The sequence below is a fragment of the Vibrio sp. Vb1574 genome (assembly GCF_033338675.1).
Genome location: NZ_JAWOTC010000022.1, coordinates 1 through 23,634, shown reverse-complemented (window position 1 = coordinate 23,634; position 23,634 = coordinate 1). Strand labels below are relative to the sequence as shown.

The following is a 23,634-nucleotide window of genomic DNA, read 5'->3' as shown; positions in this document are numbered from 1 at the left end:
TTAATCCTTATCTAGTGTTTGTAGAAGACGTGATTTAGTCACGACACCAAAGTAAGTTCCTTTCTCATCTACGACAGGCACGGCATAAGGAACACCAGCAACCAGACCCAAAATGTCATTAATTGACTGATCAGGCTGAAGAGTAACTTCATCCGGTAATTGAGCACTGGCTAACGAACGGTTTTCTTTATGAGCCAAACGTAGTGAATCAAGAGATACGATGCCGGAATATCGGCTAGATTTATCGACGACAATACCGTAATCACGGTCGTGATCCATCAGAATCTGCATCGCAGAGCCTGGACCGTCATTTTCCGATTTCTTAAAAACAGCCGCTGGCTTCTTGCGCGCGATATCTTTTGCTGTCAAGACACTTGCGATGTTTACGCCGCGGAAAAACGCTTCGACATAATCATTTGCTGGACTGTGTAATATTTCATCAGGTGTACCAACCTGAACAACCTCACCGTTTTGCATGATGGCGATACGGTCGCCAATGCGCATTGCTTCATCCAAATCATGAGAAATGAAGACAATTGTGCGTTTGTCATCGTTCTGTAGACGAATAAGCTCATCTTGCATCTCAGAACGGATCAATGGGTCTAAAGCGGAAAACGCCTCGTCCATTAATAGGATGTCAGGATCACAGGCTAACGCTCTCGCTAAACCAACGCGCTGTTTCATACCACCGGATAATTCGTCAGGGAAAGATTCTGCATAAGGGTCTAAACCCACTCTTTCTAAGGCGGAAAGGGCACTTTTCTGACGCTCATTAACATCGATGCCGGCAAGTTCTAAACCAAAGGCGGCATTTTCAATCACCGTCATGTGTGGCATGAGTGCGAAACTTTGAAACACCATTGAGATATTATTACGACGAACTTCTCGAAGTTCACTCTCGGAGATGTGGGCGATATCTCTTCCTTTGAGATAAACACTACCTTTAGTCGGCTCAATGAGCCGGTTAAGAAGTCGAACAAGGGTGGATTTCCCGGAGCCAGAAAGGCCCATGATTACGAAAATTTCCCCTTCATTTATGGTGAGAGATACATCGTTTACGCCGACTGTTAAACCTGTCTGTTCAAAAATACCGTCTTTATCGACGCCTTTGTCGATAAGCGAGAAGGCTCTATCTGGGTCTTCTCCAAACACTTTATACAGTCCCTTAACTTCCAGTATGGGATCCATGTTATCTGTCCTTTTTCGTGTGTTTATAACTGTTTAACGATTTGTACTCTAATTAATTTTAGTTCAACTTTCAACGAAAGGGGGTTGGTTAACTAGTTCTGCCGTGCATAGAGAATTCGTTGAGCAAGGTATGTTCAATTCTTATTTTTTATATTTAAAACAATTGCTTGTGATGTGTTTTTATCCGCCATAACGTTGCCCTGACGTAGGGTTGAATTTATTTTGAATTTTTTTGTACATTTCAACTCAACTAGCTTGCATAGATATAAGCTGTGATAGCTTAGAACTCTACATATAAAAAGGTTAGAGCTCTAATTTTTGGTTAAGGCTTGGTCCTGTGAAATCGGTTAGGTACTGTTATCCTTAGATTTATTTATTGCTTGATTTCACTCAGGGTGATATTTATCGCTGTAGTTTAGGCAACGTATGGAATAAAAAATGGAAGCCGAACAGTTAGAAGTGCTCAATTTCATTAGCCAGTACCCACCTTTTGATGACCTACCTGAAGAGCAGCTTAGAAAAATTGCTCTCAATGCCGAGGTTGCATACTTTCGGCAAGGAACAAAAATTCTTAACTTCGGAGATACGATCCGCGACTTGTATATGGTGAGAAGTGGGGCGGTAGAGATTTATCGACGTAAAGGTGAACTTTACAACAGGATTGATGCTGGTGGACTGTTTGGTCAGATGGGGTTGTTGATGAACAACCGCGTACGTATGCCAGCCAAAGCGATAGAAGACACTCTCGTTTACTGTATTCCGGAAAACATCTTCAATGAACTTTGTGATGAGTTTGAAAACTTTGCGGACTACATGGAACTGGAAGATAGCGCGCGTTTGCGAAGCGCAATATCTAGCCGCTCCGAAAGCAATGACTTTACCACCGCTAAGGCACGTAAAATCTTAGCAAGAGATCCAGTAACTCTGGAGGCAACGGCTTCAATTCAGGAAGCTGCGATACTAATGGCAGAGGAAAATGTCACCTCTCTGCTCATTATTCGCCCGACAGAGGAGCTCACAGAAGAAGATGATGAACAGCTGCTTGGAATATTGACTGATCGCGATCTTTGCATTCGCGTACTAGCTCAAGGTATTGATACCAATATTTCAGTGAGTGAGGTCATGAGTTATGACGTGGTTTCATTGGATTATAACGCCTATGTGTTTGAGGCCATGTTAACCATGTTGCGTTACAACGTGCATCATTTACCAATTTTAAAAGATAAAAAGCCGATAGGAATTATTGGCATGACGGACATCGTTCGTTACGAATCTCAGAACAGCCTATTGCTAGTGAGCTCTATTTTTCAGCAAACCAGTGTCGAGGATCTCAAGCAGGTTTCTGAACAAGTAAAAGACTGTTTCGTAAGAATGGTCAATGAAGATGCCAACGCGCACATGATTGGTCGAGCCATGTCGGTTATAGGCAGTAGTTTCAAACAACGCCTCGCTGAATTAGCTGAGCAAGAGTTCGGCCCAGCGCCCATTCCTTATTGTTTAGTCGCAATGGGTTCAATGGCGAGGGATGAGCAGCTAATTGTAACGGATCAAGATAACGCGCTTATTCTCGATAACAGTTATGACGTTGAGATTCACGGAGAGTACTTTGAAAAGTTTGCTAAATTTGTTTGTGATGGTTTAGCGGCATGCGGCTATGCTTATTGTACTGGAGACATTATGGCTACCAACCCAGAATGGCGAAAAACTCGTGCAGAATGGGAAGAATGCTTTGGAAACTGGATAGACAATCCAACCCCTGAGAGATTGTTAAATAGTAATATCTTTTTTGATCTCCTCGGTGTGCATGGGCGAGTGAAATGGGCGGAGCAATTAAGCAGCTTTATTGTGAGACGAGCGAAAAGAAATAACCGCTTTCTTGCTTGTATGGCGTATAACGCAATACGTAGGACGCCTCCACTGGGCTTTTTCAAAGACTTTGTGATGGAGAAAGATGGTCGTCATCGCAACTCGATTAACTTGAAGCGAAGGGGAACGGCTCCGTTGGCCGATTTAATACGGGTGCATTCTCTGGCAATCGGTTCGCGATCGCAAAACTCTTTCGACCGTTTAGATGACATTAATGATGCTGGCATTTTACCGAAAGGTCGAGGTTTGGATTTAAGGGATGCGATGGAGCTAATCTACATGGTTCGAATTCGTCACCAAGCCCTTGATATAGAAAATGGAGAAGAGCCAGACAACAATATTGAGCCGGAGAACATGTCTGAATTTGAACGTCGAAACTTAAAAGCAGCATTTCAAATTCTAAGTAACGCTCAGAACTTCATTAAGTTTCGATACCAGAGAAGTAGCAAATGATGTGGTTCTCAAAAAAGGCAGAAAAAGAACATCCCTTGTTGGATACATCCCAGACGCCAGAGTGGTCAATGTTGTTCAAGCAACTCGCTAAAGAAGCGAAAGACGAGAGGCTCAAACGCTATTATTCGACACCGATGGTTAATGGGGAAACACCAATTGAACAAGTGCCATTTGTCTCGGTAGACTTTGAGACAACAGGATTGAACTCGGAAGAGGATGTCATTCTCACGATCGGACTTGTCCCGTTTACTATTGATCGTGTTCAATGTAATGGCTCTGCTCATTGGGTCGTTAACCCAAACAGAGAGTTAAACCACGAGTCTGTCATTATTCACGGTATCACTGACTCTGAGGTTAAAAACGCGCCGCAGCTGTCTCAGATCTTGGGTGAAATATTGGATGCGTTGTCAGGCAAAGTGGTACTTGTTCACTACAAGAACATTGAAAGGCAGTTCTTTAATAACGCCTTGCTAAATAGCATCGGAGAGGGGATACAGTTTCCTGTTGTTGATACGTTAGATATTGAGTATGCGATACAACGCCGTGAATGCAGAGGTTTTATCAATAAGTTGAAAGGCAAGAAACCCGGTTCTGTACGATTAGGGCACGCTCGTGAAAGATATGGCCTCCCTGCTTATCAACCTCACCATGCCCTGACGGATGCGTTAGCAACTGCGGAGCTGTTTCAAGCACAACTGCAGTATCACTTTAATCGAAACATGCCAATATCTTCGGTTTGGCAATAGGCGTTATTTATGGTGAAAACAATAAAATGCAATGAGAGATAGGGGGCTTTAAGATTATGATGGCGGATTGAGTAACCGCTTATAAGAACAATGTTTTATGAACATGTGCTTGGTAGTGATGAAGACGTTTCATTACTCGAACTCCGACGAAAGTAATTTAAACTTGGTCACGTATTTTTAAGGAGATTATCCGTGAGCACCGATAATAACGGTGGCATTCAACGCCCCGATGGAAAAGTAAACGCAATAGATACTGACTATCAAATTGGTCAGGATAACGTTGCGCTAAAGGTAGGCCCATTTGGCCTTGATATTCACAACCGTGTTTTTGCAATTTCTGGCTTAGCAATCGTCATGTTTGTTGTGATAACACTATTATTCCGAGAACAGGTAGAGCCGTTTTTTGCAGACCTACGAGCAGGTTTGTTACACAATTTAGACTGGTTTTTTCTCGCTTCAGGTAATATTTTTGTCATTGTCTGTGTCGGATTGATCTTCACACCATTAGGCCGTGTACGAATCGGTGGTACTGAAGCAACACCGGATTACTCCTATGCTGGATGGTTGGCAATGCTATTTGCTGCGGGTATGGGCATTGGTCTCGTATTCTTCGGTGTATCAGAACCGATGTCCCATTTTAGTTCTGCGATTGGTGGCGTGAGCGTTGAGAATGGTGTACGTACTGACTGGGCACCGCTAGGTGGTGCAGAGGGCGATGCAACTGCAGCTTCGGCATTAGGGATGGCTGCGACGATTTACCACTGGGCACTTCATCCGTGGTCAATATACGCGCTCTTGGCTCTTGGGCTGGCTATCTTTTCATTTAACAAAGGTTTGCCACTCACCATGCGCTCAATTTTTTACCCTTTGTTTGGTGAGCGTGTATGGGGTTGGACTGGTCATATTATCGATATTCTTGCAGTGGTAGCGACGGTTTTTGGTTTAGCAACATCGCTAGGCTACGGTGCGTCTCAAGCCGCAACGGGTTTGAACTTCCTGTTTGATGTCCCAATGACCAATACCACGCAGGTTATATTGATTATTGGTATTACTGCGCTCGCTTTAATCTCTGTTGTGGCTGGACTCGATAAGGGCGTGAAAATCTTATCTGAAATCAACATGGGTCTTGCAGCGCTGCTATTGCTATTTGTTATTGTTGTTGGCCCGACGATTGCGATTTTAACTGGTTTCTTCGAGAACATCGTTTCCTATGTGGCTAATATCCCTGCCTTATCTATGCCATTTGGACGAGAGGATGTGAATTACTCTCAAGGCTGGACGGCGTTTTACTGGGCGTGGTGGATTTCTTGGTCACCATTTGTGGGTATGTTCATCGCACGTGTGTCTCGCGGTCGTTCAGTTCGTGAGTTTATTATTTGCGTTATTCTTATCCCATCTTCAGTTTGTGTGTTATGGATGACGGCTTTTGGCGGTAACGCAATTAGCCAATACGTTAATGATGGCTACGAGGCGGTGTTTAACGCAGAACTACCTTTAAAACTTTTTGCCATGTTAGATGTTATGCCATTGGCTGAGATAACATCTTTTGTCGGCATTATCTTAGTCGTGGTGTTCTTCATTACCTCTTCTGACTCAGGATCACTGGTTATTGATACTATTGCTGCGGGCGGTAAGGTCGATGCACCAACGCCACAACGCGTGTTCTGGTGTACGTTTGAAGGTTTGGTTGCGATTGCATTGATGTTGGGTGGTGGTCTAGCTGCTGCTCAAGCAATGGCGGTGACGACTGGTTTACCGTTTACTATTGTTTTACTTGTTGCAACGGTATCTTTGATAAAAGGTTTGATGGATGAACCTCGTCCAAAGGCGGTTTCTAAGAAATCAAAATAACTAGTATCAGCAGTTAAATTATTGATAAAAGCGGTATGCGAAAGCATGCCGCTTTTTTTTGGATTTCTATTTTTCTCTGAGAAATGAACAGCATGGAAAACGGTCTTATTCTGGTTGTTTTTTGTACTGTGCATTTAGGTTACTATTTAATAAATTAGACCTCGAACTATTTTAACTTTTGGTTAATAGGTTTATTTTTGTGATTTGAATCACAAAAATACCGATAAAAAGGCGGATTATTTGATTTTTAGTCGCGAGGGATGCCCATAATAAAAAGGAAATTTAATTAGACCTCAAAGGATATGTATTTTCACATGATCACATCAGCACCTTGGGTCCTTTATCCAGAGATTGGAGAAGACTCAAGTAAAAAATGGATTTTTCGTGAGCCTAAAATCTCTGATGGTGACGACATTTACAGCTTGATTGCAGACTGTCCTCCATTGGACATGAACTCATCTTATTGCAATTTCCTACAGTCTACGCATTTCAGCAAAACCAGTATTTTGGTTGAGCAAAAAGGCGAAATCGCAGGTTTCATTTCCGGTTATCAGAAACCAGACGAGCAAGACGTTTTATTTGTCTGGCAAGTTGCAGTCTCACCTCGCTTTAGAGGTCATGGTTTAGCATTCCGCATGTTGAAAGAACTTCTCACCCGAGAGGAATTAGGCGGTGTTAAATCGGTAGAAACTACCATCACGGAAGATAATAAAGCCTCTTGGGCACTGTTCAAAAAGTTAGATGCGATGAACGGCAATTCTGGCCAAGTAAGCACATTTTTGGATGAAGAAGCCCACTTTAAAGGCAAACACGATACAGAATATTTGTATCGCATTCCTCTCAAATAATCCTCAAACAATAGGAATTAAAAACGGTCTCATCATGGATATTTTCAAAAAGCAGGAATCCAACGTACGCTCATATTCAAACAATTTCCCGGTCGTTTTTCGTAAAGCGAAAGGCTGCTGGCTAGAAACAGAACAAGGTGAACGATACTTAGACTTCCTTGCTGGAGCGGGATCTCTAAATTACGGCCATAACAATCCAGTACTAAAACAAGCGTTGCTTGAGTACATTGAAATGGACGGTATTACTCACGGTTTGGATATGCACTCAGAAGCGAAAGCATCGTTTCTGGAAGCGTTGGATACTTACATCCTTAAACCAAGAAACTTGGATTACAAGGTTCAGTTTACGGGCCCAACAGGTACTAACGCTGTTGAGGCGGCATTGAAGCTGGCTAAAAAAGTAAAAGGCCGCGACAGCGTCGTTGCGTTTACTAACGGTTTCCATGGTTGTACTGCTGGCGCACTGGCTGCAACGGGTAACCAGCATCACAGACAAGGTAACGGTTCTAGTCTAAGTAACGTCACTCGTATTCCATTTGAAGGTTACGCTGGCGTAGATGGTCTCGCGCTGTTCGAAACCATGCTAAATGATAACTCTGCAGGTATGGATAAACCAGCCGCTGTACTTCTTGAAACTGTGCAAGGTGAAGGTGGTTTAAATGCTGCTTCAAACGAGTGGTTACAACGTTTGAGCAAAATCTGTAAAGCCAATGACATTCTTGTGATTGTCGATGACATTCAAGCAGGTTGCGGACGTACCGGTACTTTCTTTAGTTTCGAGCCGTCTGGTATCCAACCGGATATCGTGACGCTATCGAAGTCGATCGGTGGTTACGGTTTGCCGATGGCTGTCGTATTACTTAAGCCTGAGCTTGACCAGTGGAAGCCAGGCGAGCATAACGGTACGTTCCGTGGCAATAATCACGCCTTTATTACTGCTGCAAAAGCACTAGAAATTTACTGGGCAAACGATGATTTTGAAACACACATCAAGCAGTGTTCAGACAAGGTAAGTGCTGTTATTGACCGTTGTGTTCGTCGCTTTCCACAAATGTTTGTGCAGAAAAAAGGCCGCGGCATGATGGTTGGTATTGAATGTATCAATGGTGACATGGCATCTGAAATTGCGAAAAACTGTTTCGAGAATGGAATGGTGATAGAGACAGCGGGTCCAGACGATGAAGTTGTGAAGTTCTTCTGTCCACTAACTATCAGCGAATCAGAGCTAGATCAAGGACTAAGCATCTTTGAAAATGCAGTAGAGACTATCGCTGCGAAACATTTCAAACAAGCATCTTAATAAGGATTTTAATTATGATCGTCAGAACTCTAGATGAATGCCGCAACAGCGAACGACGTGTTGTTTCAGATAACTGGGAAAGTGTCCGCATGTTGTTGAAAGACGACAACATGGGTTTCTCTTTCCACATCACAACGATTTATGAAGATACAGAAACTCATATTCACTATCAAAACCACCTTGAATCGGTGTTTTGTATGAGTGGTGAAGGTGAGATTGAAGTTGTAGGTGGAGAAACGTACCCAATTAAACCAGGTACATTATACATCCTTGATAAACACGATGAGCACTACTTGAGAGCTTATAAGAATAAAGAAATGGTAATGGCGTGTGTGTTTAACCCACCGATTACTGGCGCTGAAGTGCACGATGAAAACGGTGTTTATCCTCTCGTTGACTAAAAGATGATGGTGGGGTGCTTTGCCACCCCACACTTAACTATCTCTTCTTTTTTCTTTTTAAAGTTACCAATCAAAAAAAGGCTTATCATGACATTTACCGTAGAAAAAATCGGCGGTACATCAATGACAGCATTTGATGCTGTTCTCGACAATATTATTCTTCGTCCCAAAACACCATACAATCGTATTTTTGTCGTATCTGCATACGGTGGTATGACCGATGCGCTGCTTGAGTGTAAAAAAACCAGTAAACCAGGCGTTTATCAGCTTATCGCGAAACGCGACGACAAATGGGAAGAAGCGTTAGCGTACGTTGAAAGCCGTATGTTGCTGACCAATGAAAATATTTTTGCGGACCCAATGAATCGTATCCGTGCGGATAAATTCATTCGCTCCCGCATTGCTGAAGCGAAAAACTGTATCGCGAATATTTTAGAAACCTGTCAGTACGGTCAATTTTCGTTGCGCCAGTACTTGCCTCAAATTCGAGAGTTTCTCTCGTCTATCGGTGAGGCACATAGTGCTTACAACACAGCACTAAAACTAAAAAATATGGGTATTAACGCTAAGTTCGTTGACCTGTCTGGTTGGGATAATCAAGCGCCAAGAAGCCTTGATGAGTCGATCAGTGACGCGTTTGCTGATATCGATGTATCAAAAGAACTGCCAATCGTGACAGGTTATGCTTACTGTAAAGAGGGCCTAATGCACACTTATGACCGAGGTTATAGTGAGATGACATTTAGCCGAATTGCAGCAATAACAAAAGCGGATTTAGCAGTAATTCACAAAGAGTACCACTTGAGCTCAGCGGACCCACGCGTTGTTGGCCCTGAAAAAGTATTACCAATTGGTAGTACAAACTATGACGTAGCAGACCAACTTGCCAACCTTGGCATGGAAGCGATTCACCCAAATGCCGCTGCGGGTTTGCGTGAAAGTGGTATTGAGCTACAGATTAAAAATACATTCGAACCTGAACACGAAGGTACTTTGATCTCTTCAAGCTATCGTCCGGAAGAAGACAAAGTCGAGATCATCGCAGGTAAAGAAAAAGTATTTGCACTGCATTTGTTTGACCAAGCAATGGTAGGAAAAGCCGATAACGTTAGTTACGAATTGATGGAAATCATCTCCGATGCTCGTGTAAGTTTGGTTGGTAAAGAGATGAACGCGAACTCTATTACTTACTATCTAGGTGGCAGTACTGATAGCTTAAACAAAGTATTGTACAAAGCAGAGAAACGTTATCCGAATGCCTCGATTAAAGGCCGTATGGTCGCGCTTATCTCAGCCATCGGTTCTCAAATTGATACCAATAAGACGTTGGCGAAAGGTGTGCTTGCATTGATGAATAATGGCGTTACGCCAGTTGCACTGCACTCATCATTGAGAAATGTAAATGTTCAATTTGTTGTCGGTGATAAGGAATACCAGCACGCGATTTGCGCATTGCATGATGAGTTTTTCCAAAGTAGCAGTTTAGCTAAATCGGTTAATGTGGCTTAGTTTATCCACGGTTAAAATACAAAGGAGAGCAGGTTAGCTCTCCTTTTTTTGTTTTTCAGTTTGTACTCACAATGCCCACTTTGTATAGGCTAAACAGGCGATTTAAGTAAGTTCCTATGTGGCGATACACATAAGCCAGCAGAATGGTCTGCTGGCTTATGTTACTGATTAACTAACGTTAACTTAGTTTACTTAAACTTGCTGATTTCTTGTTCAACTTTGTCTAGTTGTTGCAGCTTCTCTTGCATTTTTAGAGAGTCGTAGTTTAGTGAAGCAGGGTTCATCGCTGTGCCACGTTGCATTGGGTATTCTGGAAGTGTTTTAAAGAACTCTCCCACAACGTCTTGTACAGGTACAAATAGCCACATGTTGTCAGCCATCCAACGCAAGTACATTTGTGATTCGCTTGGGCCTTTTTCGAATGGGTCAGCGCGTAGGTGGATGATTTTAGGCCAGTTCGGAGCAAAACGAACTGCGTTACTTAGGTTCCCTTCAAGCGTTGCAAAGTGAAGTTTCCAGTCATTCCAGCGGACAGCGTTTAATTCACCATTAGACGTAAAGTAAAGCAGCGACTCACGAGGGCCTTTTTCTTCCTTACCTTCAAAGTATGGCATGAAGTTGTAACCATCTAAATGCACACGCCATTCTTTGCCATTTGCTTTGTAGCCTTCTGCCAGTTTTTCTTTTACATCAGGTACGCCAGCAGCTGCCAATAATGTAGGCAACCAGTCTTGGTGTGCCATCATTTCATTGATCTTGGTTCCTGGCTTAATGACGCCTGGCCAACGAACCAGTTGAGGAACACGCATACCGCCTTCCCAAGTTGTACCTTTTTCACCATGGAATGGTGTTGCGCCACCATCTGGCCAAGTCATGGTTTCTGCGCCGTTGTCCGTTGAGTAGATAACGATAGTGTTGTCTGCAACACCTAGCTCATCCAGCTTGTCGAGTAAAACACCTACATGATCATCGTGTTCCAGCATACCATCGGCATAAATGCTTACGCCTGATTTACCTTGGTATTTTTCCTGCAAGCGAGTCCAAACGTGCATACGAGTGGCGTTATGCCAAATAAAGAAGGGTTTATCCGCCTTAACTGCTTTTTCCATAAATGCCAAAGAGCTCTCTAGGAACTCTTCATCTGCGTGCTCCATACGTTTTCGTGTCATCGGGCCAGTGTCTTCAATCTTACCGTCGGCATAAGACTTAATGACACCACGAGGGCCATAGTTTTTACGAAACTCTGGGTCTTTAGGGTAGTAATAAGTTTCAGGCTCTTCTTCTGCGTTTAGGTGATATAAGTTACCGAAGAATTCGTCAAAGCCGTGTTTTGTCGGTAAGTGCTTATCTTGGTCACCTAAGTGGTTTTTACCAAATTGACCCGTTATGTAACCTTGTTCTTTTAACAGATCTGCAATGGTTGGCGCCCAATCAGGTATACCGTGGTCAGAGCCTGGCATACCAATTGTTAACAAACCCGTACGAAATGGCTCTTCACCTGTAATAAAGGCCGCGCGACCAGCAGTACAAGACTGTTGTCCGTAGTGATCTGTGAACAACGCGCCTTCATTCGCTATACGGTCGATGTTTGGCGTTTTGTAACTCATCATACCTTGGTTGTATGCGCTGATATTCCAGTAGCCGATATCGTCACCAAAAATTGCCAGAATATTCGGTTTGTCGGCTGCCATAGCGGCACTGGACGCCGCTAACAGTCCTGCGCCTACAGCGATTTTGCTCAATTGATTTGCCATAAAAACTCCAGATTGTTGAGAGTAAAGATAAGCACAAGTGAGCCTTATGCTTAGTTGCTGCATAAGTTAATGATGTATATAGAAAAATCCTCTTATACTCGATATAACCATAAGTTATTGCTAGGTTGTAACCATTTGTTAATTAAAAAGAAATAGGATTGTTCTGTTAGTTTGTAGAGATTCGTAAAGTAGATTTAGATCACTTAAGAGCCTTATTTTTATTGCGTAGTAGAAGAGGGGATGGAAATGAAAAACAATAGGATGCTCGCTTGTTTTACGGTCCTAAAGCAATACTAAAGTCGTTATGTATTGCTTGTAATTATTTGTATAACCAGTGATTTAGTGTCTATATTGATTTAGGTTGTACATTATAAATATAAGGATATCTATGAGTCAGTGGGCAGGCCGGTTTCGCATTTTATTGCTGGTCAACGTTGTTGTCAGTTTTATGGCTTTTTCTCAAGAGTTATTAACAGAGAAACCAAATATTCCTTCAGGCTTAAATCCAGAATATGCTGGCACACAAGCTTGTATAGATTGCCACCAAAACGAGGTGGAGGCCTGGAAAGGGTCACATCACGATATGGCCATGAAGCATGCAAGTACAACCTCTGTGCGTGGTGATTTTGATAACCATGTTGTAACGCACAAAGGAATGCCTAATCGGTTTTTTAAAAAAGGCGACGAATTTTGGGTCAATATTCAAGGTGCTGACGGGCAATGGCGTGACTATAAGATCAGCTATACATTTGGCTGGGAGCCATTACAGCAGTACATGGTCGAGTTTGAAGATGGCCGCGTGCAGCTTATTCCTTTTGCTTGGGACACAAGAGCTAAAGTTGAAGGGGGACAGCGTTGGTTTCATCTTTATCCAGAAACGACAACAACGGATGAATTCTATTGGACCAATACCGGGCAAAATTGGAACTTCATGTGTGCTGATTGCCATTCAACGAACCTAAAGAAGAATTACGACGCTGACAAAAACACTTACAACAGCTCATGGTCAGAGATTAATGTGGGATGCGAAGCATGCCATGGTCCCGCTAGTCAGCACATAGAACTGGCCAAGAAATACAAAAATGCTGGCACTTCTTTTGAGCATGACAGCCATTATGGCTTTGATCGAAATTTGTCTAAAGCAGTGTCGGATTGGGTGTTTGAGGAAGGCCATAGTACGTTACAGCCGAAATCAATTGAAGCAACCAATCAAGTGCAAACATGCGCTCAATGCCATAGTCGCCGAACCCAGTTAAATGAAACAGGTGATCATGTTAAAGGTTCCTTTTTTGATAAATATCGCTTAAGTCTTATAACACCTGAACTCTACTATCATGATGGACAGATTTACGACGAAGATTATGTTTATGGTTCGTTTCTTCAATCTGAAATGGCGGAGAAAGGGGTCACGTGCACTAATTGCCATGATCCACACACGGCAGAGTTAACGATCCCAGAAGAGGCAGTATGTTCGCAATGCCATATTGCATCGGAATATACACCTGAAAAGCATACCTTTCATAAGGCTGGATCTGAAGCATCGCAATGTACGACTTGTCACATGCCAGAAACGACTTACATGCAAGTCGATCCTCGTAGAGACCACAGTTGGCATATTCCACGACCGGATTTGAGCAAACATATTGGAACGCCCAATGTTTGCATGTCATGCCATGAAGATAAAAGCAATCAATGGGCCGATGAACAGATAGCAGAATGGTACCCGAATTCGAAGTATCGTAATCAGCAACATTTTGCTGTCGCATTTTATGCGGATTCAATTGGTCATCAAGGAGCAGCAAATGCGTTGGCATACTCTGCTCAGGATTCGTCGTTAAAAGACATTATTCGTGCTTCAGCCCTGGAGAGAATGGGGGGCAATACTGACCAAAATACAACAGTATCTTTGGCTAGGGCCGTTAAGAATGAGAATGAAATGGTTCGATTAGGGGCAATTTCAGGCTCGTCTGGTTATGAATTTCATGATCGGTGGCGGATTCTAGAGCCATTGCTTGGTGACCCGGTGCTTTCAGTGAGAGCGGAAGCTGCCTCGGTGCTGGTAACGAACTACGCACAAATGACCCCTTTACAAAAAGATGTCATTAAATCGCCCTTAGAAGAGTATATGGAAATTCAAGAGTTTAATGCCGATCGTGGTTTCGGAAGAACCAATTTGGCGAATGTGTACCGCAGCTTAGGTGAAATCGACAAAGCGGCCGAGCTGTATAAACAAGCGATCAGCATCGAACCCTATTTCGAAAATAGCTACGTTAACCTAGCAGATTTGTATCGCCACCTAGGTAAAGAAGAAGCTGCGCTCACGGTGCTACAACAAGGGATGAAAGCTCAACCTAAATCCAGCACATTACCATACAGCGCAGGTCTTTCTTTGTTACGTCAAGGCAAAGCTGATGATGCGAAACAGCTACTTAAACGCGCCGCAGAAATTGGTGAAACTAATGCGCATTATTGGTACGTGTACGGTCTAGCTTTAGAAAAAAGCGATGTTCTAGAAGCCAGTAAAGCGTTGCATACAGCATTTGAAGTCGGAGGCAATCCACAACACTTGTTTGCTCAATGCGAGGTTCTAGCGAGAAATCATAAAAAAGGTGCTGTCGCTTTTGCTTTCGATAGGTGCATACAAGAGCTTAGTCACTATGCACGTAAACAAGCTATTGATCAGCTTAAAGCCTCTATTGTTGGGGTCAATAGGAGCTAATTACCAAAAGTGGAGCTTTTATCGCTCCACTTTTTTCTTACTTAGTTTAATCAGCGTCTTTCGCTAATCTCAGCCCCATGTCGGACATGATGACTGACTGGCTAGCAAAATCGCGACGATAGTTTTCGGATTCGTCAGCATCATAGGCAAAGCTACCACCTCGTACAGACTTGTGTGCCAGGCTTTCTTTTTCATCTTTTGCGTTTACCGGATTATCACTTGGTGCTGATTTGTAATAGCCTTCATCAAACGCATCAATAACAAACTCACCAACATTACCCGTCATATCGTATAAGCCAAGCTCATTCGGTTTTTTCTGACCTACCTTGTGTGCCTTATTGTTTGAGTTACTGGCATACCAGGCAACGTCGTTAATATCATCAGACCCCGCGTAAGTGAATCCTTGACTTAGATTCCCCCCTTTCGCTGCAAACTCCCATTCTGCTTCGGTGGATAAACGATAGTGCTCTCCCGTTTTTTCATTCAATTTCTTTATAAAATAATTGGCTTGTTGCCAGCTAATGTTATTCACGGGCGTATTTGGGTTTCTAAAATAGCTCAGAGAAGAGCCTGTAACCGATTCGAATAACTCTTGGGTTACCTCAAATTTTGCCAAATAGAAATCATCCACGCGAACGGTGCGAGCCGGGCGCTCGGATTTATTTGCTGATGGATTATCCGAGCCCATCGTAAATGGTCCACCTTCAATAAGAACCATATCTTGATCGATTTTTTGAGCAAGAGGGCTAGGTTGTGTTGTTGCACATCCAGTCATAATTAGCGAAATCGAAATAGTGGCACCAAGGTAAAGAGTATTACTTTTGGAATGCTTCATAGGGGAGCTCCATCAACATTTATGATCAAAAAATTTTATCAGGCAAGTCTATGAAAAACAGTTATACACACTATAACAAGCGCCACGAATAATTGAACATTATCATCACACTAGGCGATTAACTTAATGATTAGTCTTAACGTCGTTGGGCACAGGCTAGCAACTAAGAAGGTGATGAATGCACATAACTCAAGGTCCGCAGTTCAATGGAAAAGCATCCAAGCGATTACATGTCATGGCGAAACCTATCGGTGCAGTGTGCAATATCGATTGCACCTATTGTTATTACCTAAGCAAACAAGATTTACTTGAGTACAAGCCAGGCTGCTCACCAGTCATGGATGAGGAAACGCTAGAGACCTATATCCGTCAATATATAGCGGGACAAAATACACCTGAAATTATTTTCTCTTGGCAGGGTGGTGAGCCGACAATGCTAGGTTTGGATTATTTCAAGACAATTGTTGAGCTACAGAATAAATACCGTCCCGATGGTATTACGATCTCCAATGATCTCCAGACTAATGGCACACTGCTTAACGATGAATGGTGTGAGTTTTTAAAGGCGAACAACTTTCTCGTCGGTTTAAGCATTGATGGCCCAGAAATGATGCACAACGCTTATCGAACAAACCGAGCTGGTAGAGGCACATTCCGGCAAGTTATGAATGCGGTTGAATTATTACATAAGCACGAAGTAAAGTTTGCTACGCTCACTTGTGTTAACAACTTGACCAGCCGTAACCCACTTGAAGTGTACCGATTCTTGCGAGATGAAGTACGCTCCCCTCAAATGCAGTTTATTCCAATAGTTGAGCAGAAAACATTCAGAACAACCGCCCCTCAAACCTGGGAGCCAAACGAGCAACTAAAACAAGGAGATAAACGGTTGATCCCAGGTCATAAAGATGCTGTTGTTGAACCTTTTTGCGTTGCGGATGAAGCATGGGGAAATTTTCTGATCGCGATTTTCAATGAATGGGTTTTACACGATATCGGCAACGTGTTTGTGCAGTACTTTGAAGCCAGTATCGAAACCTGGATGGACAGAAAAAACCCATTGTGTACGTTAGGTGAAATCTGCGGGAAAGGCTTAGCAATGGAGCCTAATGGCGATGTGTTTGCGTGTGATCATTACGTGTACCCAGAATATAAGGTTGGAAACATTCATCACGAAAAGCTCGATACGCTCGCTTATAGCTCTGAACAGCAGAAATTTGGGTTTGCTAAAAGTCGTACGCTGCCCCAACAGTGCCTTCAATGTGATTATCAATTTGCATGTTTTGGAGAATGTCCCAAAAACCGTTTTATCCGTACTAGGCAAGGTGAGCCTGGTCTTAATTATCTCTGCGCGGGTTGGAAGAAGTTTTTTACCCATGTTGATCAGTCGATGGCGTACATCTTACGAGCGACAGGTAACCCAGTGGTTCACGGTAAATACAGTGACCAGATTCTACGCCAGCAAGCTACTCAAACACAGACTGTGTTTGAAACGAAGTTTTAAGATAGTCACTACGCCTGCTACAGGCCCGGAAATGAAAGAATATAGGTTATTGAATGCAAAAAATTAAGCTGCTCTCTAAATCATTACTCGTGATCTCGATCGGCATTGCTACGAGTCAAGCCGTGGTGGCACAAGAAACAACATTGCTAGACCCAGATCAAGTATCGCCGACAACGGTTGTCACTCCACAAGAAGCTCAAATGACACCGGCGCAACGAGTCGAAAAGCTGTCTTATGATGCGCAAAATAAAAAGTTGTCTTCAGAAAAACGTATTGATGCTTTACGTGAGTTAGCCAACTATCCAAGCCAAAATGCATTGGTTGCAGTTGCGCGTGGGTTGCAGGATGAAGATGCAGGTATTCGCGAAGCTGCGATTGTGGGAGCACAGCCATATATGATTGAGCACCGTTGGCGTTTGATTTCACCATTATTGAGTGATGACGCCGCCATGGTGCGAATTACAGCAGCGATTAACCTCGTTCGAGATTACGCCAGTTTGAGTTCAGAGCAACAGCAGTCACTTGAAGGGCCTGTTTCAGAGCTGACAGCACACTTGTCCAGTAAGAACGATAATGTTTCCAAGTTATTACTTGCAGACGTTTACCGTTGGCATCGTGATTGGGATAAAGCGGCGCTGATATACCCAGAGTTAACTAAGCTTGAGCCAAACAACCCTCAAGTTTGGTTAAGCTATGCAGACAACTTCCGAGCGCAACAGCTAGATCAAAAAGCTATCAACGTGCTTGACGAGGGTATCAAGCTAAATTCAGAAGATGCCTCGCTGCATTATTCTAAATCTCTCGCTTTGGTTAGATTAGACAAAAAGAAAGAAGCGGCGTTTGAAATAGACAAAGCTGCGACGATGGCAAAGACGAACAGTTACTTTTGGTATTTAAATGGTGTTCTGCAAGAAGAGTTAGACTTGAAGAAGTCTGTCAACGCTTTTGAGCAAGCGTATTTGATATCCGGTGCTCCAGAACAATTGTATGCCGTGTGTGACATCTATGTCAGATACGGCAACCCTAAAACGGATGACTGTTTAACAGAGCTAACGAAGGTCGCTCCCGACTATGTTATTGAAGAGCTCAATCAGAAAAAGGGACGTAAAAGTGCCTCTACATCAGTTGAAGCCAATGAATTTAAACTCTAATCGGTAAATTCCATGTTCCTATTTCAATAAAATAGTGAACCAATTTAGTGACGGTGTCACTCTTTGGTGGCCGTTGGATATGTCAGTTCAATATGCGCCTGTTTCAATTGAACTATACTTTTGATTGGATTCGCACCTAGCACCTCAATATAAGGAATTAAGATGGCTATAAAGTTAAAGACGATTGTCTTAGCAACAGGTTTTGCTCTGTCTAGTTACGCTGTTGCTGCTGATATGCAAGATCCACTTCCGTCATGGAACAACACTGACGCTAAGCAAGCTATTATGGCGTTTGTTACGAAAACAACGACCCAAGGTTCGGATTCCTATGTTCCTGAAAGCCAACGAATCGCGACGTTTGATAATGATGGAACACTTTGGGCAGAAAAGCCTGTTTATCTACAGTTGTTTTTTGCGATCGATAGAGTAAAAGAAATGGCCTCTGAGCATCCTGATTGGAAGACAACCGAACCCTTTGCTTCCGCATTAAAAGGTGACATGGAGGGGATTGGTAAACAAGGACTCGAAGGTGTAATGAAGCTTGTTATGGCAACCCATTCTGGAATGTCTACTGAACAGTTTCATCAAGAAGTTAAGGAATGGTTGAAAACGGCTGTCCATCCAACAACGGGTAGACCATACACTGAAATGGTCTATCAACCTATGCTCGAACTGCTCGACTATTTAAGAGCTAACGACTATCAGACCTACATCGTTTCTGGAGGCGGAATTGAATTTATGCGCGTTTGGGCGCCGGAAGTATACGGCATTCCAACGCAAAACATCGTGGGAACGACGTTAAAGGCGGAATATCAAAGTGTTGATGGAAAACCTACCATCCAACGTATGCCGGAAATAGACTTTGTCAATGACAAAGCAGTAAAGCCTGTGACGATCCAAAACTTCATTGGCAAACGTCCGGTCATGGCGTTTGGTAATTCTGATGGTGATTTACAGATGTTAGAGTGGACGAAAGCAGGTTCAGGTCCAAGATTTTCTGCGATTATCCATCACACGGATGACAAGCGCGAATGGGCGTATGATAAAGATTCTCATGTTGGTAAGTTAGATAAATCGTTTAAAGTAGGTGAAGAGCAAGGTTGGCTATTTGTCGATATGAAACAAGATTGGAATCAAGTGTTTAAAGAGAGCACTAAATGATAATCTTTGTTTGACCATAAATTGCTGCAACCAAACAATTGCAACGAAATAAAAGGCCTCACAATTGAGGCCTTAGTTAATTCCACAGTAGCTTCGATACCTAGGGTCTAGTTTCTAGGTTGCTGTGTCATTGTTTCTACCACTTTTTCAATACTTAACGAGCTACCTTTCGTTGCAGGGAACTCCTTAAATGTCTCTAGGAACTTACGCACGATAGCTTGAGCAGGAACGAACATCCACATTTGATCAGCGTAAAAATGTCTGACGTAAAGTGCTGCATCTGGACCGACCTCAAATGGATCCATACGAAGGTTTACAATCAAAGGCCAACTAGGTGTTTTGCGGTATGCCTCATTAATGGCACCCTCCATAATACTGAAGTGGATCTTCCAGTCTTTATAACGAACGGCGTTTAAATTACCACCAGCATCGAAGTAAAAGATTTCTTTGCGTGCGCCTTCATCAGCTTTACCAGTCAGCAGATCAAGTTGGTTGTAGCCATCTAAATGTGCTTTAAAGGTTTTGCCCGCTGCTTTATGACCCTTCAATAGTTTTTCTTTCACATCAGGTTCGCCCACAGCTGCTAGTAGAGTTGGCATCCAGTCTTCTTGTGAAAAGATATCGTTGATAACCGTTCCTGGTTTAATGTTTCCAGGCCAGCGTACCATCATCGGAACGCGGAATCCGCCTTCCCAAGTCGTACCTTTTTCGCCCTTGAACGGTGTAGTACCACCATCTGGCCAGGTAAATTTCTCAGCGCCATTATCAGTACTAAAAACAACAATGGTGTTATCTGCTACGCCTAGCTCTTCAAGTTTATCAAGCATGACACCTACTTGATCATCTAGGTCCATCATGCCATCGGCGTATAAGCCGTAACCTGACTTCCCTTGATATTCTTCACTCAAATGTGTCCAGACGTGCATACGGGTTGAGTTATGCCAAATAAAGAATGGTTTGTCTTCTTTTACTGCTTTTTCCATAAATGCCAAGCTAGCATCCATGAACTCTCGGTCTACGTTTTCCATACGCTTACGAGTAAGGGGACCTGTGTCCTCGATTTTGCCATCCGCAGTCGCCTTCAACACGCCTCGAGGTCCGAATTTTTTACGAAACTCTGGATCTTTTGGATAAAACTCAGACTCAGGCTCTTCTTCCGCGTTTAAATGGTATAGGTTACCAAAGAACTCATCAAACCCATGGTTAGTTGGTAGGTGCTCATCTTGATCACCAAGGTGGTTTTTACCAAACTGACCAGACACATAGCCGTGATTTTTAAGTAACTCTGCGATAGTAGGATCTTTCGATTGAATACCCTCTTTTGCGCCGGGCATACCAATAGTCAATAGACCGGTACGAAACGGATGTTGGCCCAGAATAAATGAGGCTCGTCCGGCAGTACAACTCTGTTGTGCGTAAGCGTCTGTGAAAATGGCACCTTCATTGGCGATTTTATCAATGTTAGGAGTCTTCCCTCCCATCATACCATTGTGATACGCACTAATGTTGTATACACCTACATCGTCACCCCAGAACACAAGGATGTTGGGCTTATCGGCAGCAAAGGCTGTGGACGCAGCTAATGTACCGACCAATGCCATTACCTTTTTAATCGAGTTTCGCATGAAAATCCTCCGCGATAAATGAATCCATTATCGTTATATAACGTTACTAATTGTGTTCATCATGGCGAAGTCGAGTGAGATGACACCAAATGAGACAATGTAGTCAGTTGAATATAGTAGAGGTTTTTTGTTGCTTCCAAGTAATCCCTGCTTTTCAAAAATGTTAACTAACATGGACTAGACTTTAGTGTGTTTTAAGTGTGATAAGACGCACTTACAGGATTGAATTTCAATGAAAGGCGACACTATGAAAAATAAAATAGCAACTATCCTGTTTCTATGTATCCCGTTAGAAGTGGTTGCGGAAGAGACACCAAATGTCGTGGTAATGTTGGTTGATAACCTTGGGTGGGGGGAACTAAGTTCCTATGGGAGTACCAGAGGTGTTGAAACTAAAAACTTAGATCAACTTGCTAGAGAAGGTGTACGCCTTACTAATTTTAATGTGGAACCGCAATGCACGCCAACTCGCTCCTCATTCATGACGGGGAGGCGAGCGCTTAGATCTGGGACAGATAAGGTTGTTTGGGGAGTGCCTTACGGTATGGTGAACTGGGAGATAACCATTGCAGAGAAGTTTAAGGAACAAGGATATAACACGAGCCTTTACGGGAAATGGCATTTGGGAGACCAAAAAGGGCGCTTTCCAACGGATCAAGGCTTTGATGAATGGTATGGCATTGCAAATACGACGGATGAGTCAGAATATAGCTCTCAACCCGGTTATAAAGCTATATTACCTAAACCTCAAATCCTTTCAGCTAGAGCAGGGCAGGACCCTAAAGGGGTCAAAGAATATAATTTGGACTCACGTAGAACGATTGACAGTGAGCTAGTTGAACATGCCACAGATTTTATAAATCGAAATGTGAAAGAGAATAAGCCATTTTTCTCTGTAATTACTTTTACTCAACCACATTTACCGACGCTACCTCATCCTGATTTTATTGGTAAAACAGGCAAAGGAAATTACTCAGATGTGTTAGCTGAGATAGATTTTCGAGCTGGGCAAGTTATTGGTGCAATAGAAAAAGCAGGAATTAAAGACAATACACTAGTGATTTGGTTTTCTGACAACGGTCCAGAGTGGCATATGCCATACCAAGGCTCTAGCGGGCCATGGCGTGGTGCGTACTTTACGGCTCTTGAAGGGTCTCTCCGAACACCATTTATTGCCTCTTGGCCTAACCACATCAAACCGGGTAGAGTGAGTGATGAAATTATCCATGTTGTGGATCTATTTGCCTCACTTTCTCATGTCGGTGGATACAAATTACCAAGCGATAGAACAATAGATAGTATTGATCAGTGGGCCTTTTTAAAGGGAGATAGTGAAAAGTCTAATCGAGATGGTTTCATCGTTAACAATGGATCTGAAACCTACGCTTATAAGTGGGAAAATTACAAGATGCACTTTATTGATCAAGATATCATGCCGGAGAAAGGGCGCCCATTACAGATCCCTGAAATATACAATTTGATTGATGACCCTAAAGAGGAGTTTGATTTAAGAAATAATGCCACATGGTTATTTCCTATCATGATAGGAAAGAGAGTAAAGTTTGAATCTTCCGTTGCAACAAGCTGCGATACGATTCCTTTCCCTGCTCCATTTGGATATAAGCCCGATTGTAGCAAGGGGAATTTCAATCAATTTCCAGTGGATGGGTTACGCCAGAAGTAGTTTACCCCAATGGCTCTTTCTCGCATACATGAGGTATGTTTTTGGTTCAATATCTCATTAGAGCCATTTAGGGCCATGTTTTTTCTAGTTTCATTTGAACAGTCACATTCGTCGACCATACTTAAAGTTCGTTGTTTCATATGGGGCGAATTATGCAGCCAATACTCTACATTCAAGTCGGTAATGTTCTTTGGGCGGTTTTAAGTGACGGTTCTTGGATCCAAATGTTGCCTAACGAACAATTAGTTCCAGAAGTAGAGGTGGTTGTTCTTAATACTGACATTCTCGATATTGCATTTAATGAAGATACAACAAGTGAGGATGAATCGAGTTCGAATGATCTTTTAATTGCTTCTCAAAACGGTATTGAATCCACTTTTAATCAGAGCGTTCGAGATTTTAGTGAGTCTTCTGGTGGGTTAAGTTTTGTTGCCTATATTCGCGCTGTTTTACCTGAGCAACTCGTTTCTAATGGCTATGTTACTAGGCCAGCAGTGCAAGAAAGAGAAAACCCAACTTCTGAGACTCAGGCTCCTGAGCGGTTGAATCCCGATGCTATATTAACGGTGGATATTCTTGATGGCGGCGATGGATACGAAAACCAGTTTGAAGTTCCTAGTGTCACGATTCAAGGTGACGCACTCAAGATAAGCGATGAGTGGCTTGTTACTATCACCATTACCGACAGCCTCAATAATTCCATTACTGTTACAACGACCGTAGAGAATGAGGCTTATACCCTATCAGGCGTTGATCTGTCTTCTCTTGCTGAAGGGCCGCTTACGGTGACTTCTGTGGTTTCTGACATTTATGGCAATAACCTGAACGCCGTCGATACGACCATTAAAGATACGCTTGCAACGGTGAACGTCAATTTTGATGGTGGAGGGGATGAGTATTTAAGTCAGTACGAAATCGCGACTACTCGCCTCGAAGGGACGATTGAAAACATTGAAGATGGCCAGCGTATCCAAGTTACGGTAACCGACTCGTTAGGAGCGGTCATAAACTTAGAAACGGTGGTGACTGGTGGAAGTTG

17 protein-coding genes are annotated in these 23,634 nt (G+C 42.9%); 13 read left to right on the top strand and 4 right to left on the bottom strand.

Going from position 1 to position 23,634, the window contains the following annotated elements:
• Positions 1 to 1,188: a glycine betaine/L-proline ABC transporter ATP-binding protein ProV gene (gene proV, locus R7O12_RS14515; protein WP_085569505.1), complete on the bottom strand. Its 1,188-nt coding sequence runs from the start codon at positions 1,186 to 1,188 to the stop codon at positions 1 to 3.
• Between the two features lie 438 nt (positions 1,189 to 1,626).
• Between proV and R7O12_RS14510 the strand changes: the two genes are divergently transcribed.
• The 7 genes from R7O12_RS14510 (at position 1,627) to R7O12_RS14480 (ending at position 10,162) form a co-directional block, all read left to right on the top strand.
• Positions 1,627 to 3,507, top strand: a complete 1,881-nt coding sequence (locus R7O12_RS14510) for a DUF294 nucleotidyltransferase-like domain-containing protein (RefSeq protein ID WP_132936624.1) — start codon at positions 1,627 to 1,629, stop codon at positions 3,505 to 3,507.
• On the top strand, positions 3,504 to 4,253 hold the full coding sequence (locus R7O12_RS14505) for a 3'-5' exonuclease (RefSeq protein ID WP_025766719.1): 750 nt from the start codon (positions 3,504 to 3,506) through the stop codon (positions 4,251 to 4,253). Before R7O12_RS14510 ends, R7O12_RS14505 begins: the two co-directional genes overlap by 4 nt.
• A gap of 192 nt (positions 4,254 to 4,445) precedes the next feature.
• Positions 4,446 to 6,104 carry a BCCT family transporter gene (locus R7O12_RS14500; RefSeq protein WP_005377772.1) on the top strand — a complete coding sequence of 553 codons (1,659 nt, stop codon included), beginning with the start codon at positions 4,446 to 4,448 and terminating at the stop codon, positions 6,102 to 6,104.
• A 314-nt stretch (positions 6,105 to 6,418) separates the two neighbouring features.
• A complete protein-coding gene (gene ectA / locus R7O12_RS14495) occupies positions 6,419 to 6,952 on the top strand; it encodes a diaminobutyrate acetyltransferase (RefSeq protein WP_005393379.1) in 534 nt (177 codons plus the stop codon).
• 34 nt (positions 6,953 to 6,986) lie between these two features.
• Complete coding sequence (ectB, locus tag R7O12_RS14490; RefSeq protein WP_017820939.1) at positions 6,987 to 8,252, top strand: diaminobutyrate--2-oxoglutarate transaminase; 1,266 nt, start codon at positions 6,987 to 6,989, stop codon at positions 8,250 to 8,252.
• Between the two features lie 14 nt (positions 8,253 to 8,266).
• The gene (locus R7O12_RS14485; protein ID WP_005377769.1) at positions 8,267 to 8,653 is read left to right on the top strand and encodes an ectoine synthase; all 387 of its coding nucleotides are present in this window, start codon (positions 8,267 to 8,269) and stop codon (positions 8,651 to 8,653) included.
• An 87-nt stretch (positions 8,654 to 8,740) separates the two neighbouring features.
• Positions 8,741 to 10,162 carry an aspartate kinase gene (locus R7O12_RS14480; protein WP_005377768.1) on the top strand — a complete coding sequence of 474 codons (1,422 nt, stop codon included), beginning with the start codon at positions 8,741 to 8,743 and terminating at the stop codon, positions 10,160 to 10,162.
• Between the two features lie 188 nt (positions 10,163 to 10,350).
• On the opposite strand, the gene R7O12_RS14475 is transcribed toward R7O12_RS14480, so the two are convergent.
• The gene (locus R7O12_RS14475) at positions 10,351 to 11,916 is read right to left on the bottom strand and encodes an arylsulfatase (RefSeq protein WP_213965286.1); all 1,566 of its coding nucleotides are present in this window, start codon (positions 11,914 to 11,916) and stop codon (positions 10,351 to 10,353) included.
• Between the two features lie 388 nt (positions 11,917 to 12,304).
• Between R7O12_RS14475 and R7O12_RS14470 the strand changes: the two genes are divergently transcribed.
• Positions 12,305 to 14,635 (top strand): tetratricopeptide repeat protein, encoded by a 2,331-nt coding sequence (locus R7O12_RS14470; protein WP_318126070.1) that lies wholly within the window; start codon positions 12,305 to 12,307, stop codon positions 14,633 to 14,635.
• A 46-nt stretch (positions 14,636 to 14,681) separates the two neighbouring features.
• On the opposite strand, the gene R7O12_RS14465 is transcribed toward R7O12_RS14470, so the two are convergent.
• Positions 14,682 to 15,410 carry a formylglycine-generating enzyme family protein gene (locus R7O12_RS14465; protein WP_411913083.1) on the bottom strand — a complete coding sequence of 243 codons (729 nt, stop codon included), beginning with the start codon at positions 15,408 to 15,410 and terminating at the stop codon, positions 14,682 to 14,684.
• Positions 15,411 to 15,648: 238 nt separating this feature from the next.
• Here R7O12_RS14465 and R7O12_RS14460 point away from each other — a divergent pair, with 238 nt between their 5' ends.
• The 3 genes from R7O12_RS14460 to R7O12_RS14450 all read left to right on the top strand — a co-directional run bounded on the left by R7O12_RS14460 (position 15,649) and on the right by R7O12_RS14450 (position 19,286).
• Entirely contained in the window at positions 15,649 to 16,974 is a 1,326-nt protein-coding gene (locus R7O12_RS14460; RefSeq protein ID WP_318126066.1) for an anaerobic sulfatase maturase, read from the top strand.
• A gap of 53 nt (positions 16,975 to 17,027) precedes the next feature.
• Positions 17,028 to 18,125, top strand: coding sequence for a hypothetical protein (locus R7O12_RS14455; protein WP_318126064.1), 1,098 nt, complete (start codon positions 17,028 to 17,030; stop codon positions 18,123 to 18,125).
• A 162-nt stretch (positions 18,126 to 18,287) separates the two neighbouring features.
• Positions 18,288 to 19,286, top strand: a complete 999-nt coding sequence (locus R7O12_RS14450) for an HAD family hydrolase (protein ID WP_005385672.1) — start codon at positions 18,288 to 18,290, stop codon at positions 19,284 to 19,286.
• Positions 19,287 to 19,393: 107 nt separating this feature from the next.
• Here R7O12_RS14450 and R7O12_RS14445 read toward each other — a convergent pair whose 3' ends face one another.
• A complete protein-coding gene (locus tag R7O12_RS14445; RefSeq protein ID WP_005377761.1) occupies positions 19,394 to 20,911 on the bottom strand; it encodes an arylsulfatase in 1,518 nt (505 codons plus the stop codon).
• A gap of 247 nt (positions 20,912 to 21,158) precedes the next feature.
• On the opposite strand from R7O12_RS14445, the gene R7O12_RS14440 reads away from it, so the two are divergent.
• Both R7O12_RS14440 and R7O12_RS14435 read left to right on the top strand, forming a co-directional pair.
• Positions 21,159 to 22,595: an arylsulfatase gene (locus tag R7O12_RS14440; protein ID WP_232284621.1), complete on the top strand. Its 1,437-nt coding sequence runs from the start codon at positions 21,159 to 21,161 to the stop codon at positions 22,593 to 22,595.
• A 152-nt stretch (positions 22,596 to 22,747) separates the two neighbouring features.
• On the top strand, positions 22,748 to 23,634 hold an 887-nt coding region (locus R7O12_RS14435; protein WP_318126062.1), incomplete at its 3' end, for a hypothetical protein.

What these genes read in the sequence shown, in the direction of transcription:
- proV (WP_085569505.1), bottom strand. Translation starts at nt 1,188, where the DNA reads ATGGATCCCATACTGGAAGTTAAGGGACTGTATAAAGTGTTTGGAGAA.
- R7O12_RS14510 (WP_132936624.1), top strand. Translation starts at nt 1,627, where the DNA reads ATGGAAGCCGAACAGTTAGAAGTGCTCAATTTCATTAGCCAGTACCCA.
- R7O12_RS14505 (WP_025766719.1), top strand. Translation starts at nt 3,504, where the DNA reads ATGATGTGGTTCTCAAAAAAGGCAGAAAAAGAACATCCCTTGTTGGAT.
- ectA (WP_005393379.1), top strand. Translation starts at nt 6,419, where the DNA reads ATGATCACATCAGCACCTTGGGTCCTTTATCCAGAGATTGGAGAAGAC.
- ectB (WP_017820939.1), top strand. Translation starts at nt 6,987, where the DNA reads ATGGATATTTTCAAAAAGCAGGAATCCAACGTACGCTCATATTCAAAC.
- R7O12_RS14485 (WP_005377769.1), top strand. Translation starts at nt 8,267, where the DNA reads ATGATCGTCAGAACTCTAGATGAATGCCGCAACAGCGAACGACGTGTT.
- R7O12_RS14480 (WP_005377768.1), top strand. Translation starts at nt 8,741, where the DNA reads ATGACATTTACCGTAGAAAAAATCGGCGGTACATCAATGACAGCATTT.
- R7O12_RS14475 (WP_213965286.1), bottom strand. Translation starts at nt 11,916, where the DNA reads ATGGCAAATCAATTGAGCAAAATCGCTGTAGGCGCAGGACTGTTAGCG.
- R7O12_RS14470 (WP_318126070.1), top strand. Translation starts at nt 12,305, where the DNA reads ATGAGTCAGTGGGCAGGCCGGTTTCGCATTTTATTGCTGGTCAACGTT.
- R7O12_RS14465 (WP_411913083.1), bottom strand. Translation starts at nt 15,410, where the DNA reads ATGACTGGATGTGCAACAACACAACCTAGCCCTCTTGCTCAAAAAATC.
- R7O12_RS14460 (WP_318126066.1), top strand. Translation starts at nt 15,649, where the DNA reads ATGCACATAACTCAAGGTCCGCAGTTCAATGGAAAAGCATCCAAGCGA.
- R7O12_RS14455 (WP_318126064.1), top strand. Translation starts at nt 17,028, where the DNA reads ATGCAAAAAATTAAGCTGCTCTCTAAATCATTACTCGTGATCTCGATC.
- R7O12_RS14450 (WP_005385672.1), top strand. Translation starts at nt 18,288, where the DNA reads ATGGCTATAAAGTTAAAGACGATTGTCTTAGCAACAGGTTTTGCTCTG.
- R7O12_RS14445 (WP_005377761.1), bottom strand. Translation starts at nt 20,911, where the DNA reads ATGCGAAACTCGATTAAAAAGGTAATGGCATTGGTCGGTACATTAGCT.
- R7O12_RS14440 (WP_232284621.1), top strand. Translation starts at nt 21,159, where the DNA reads ATGAAAAATAAAATAGCAACTATCCTGTTTCTATGTATCCCGTTAGAA.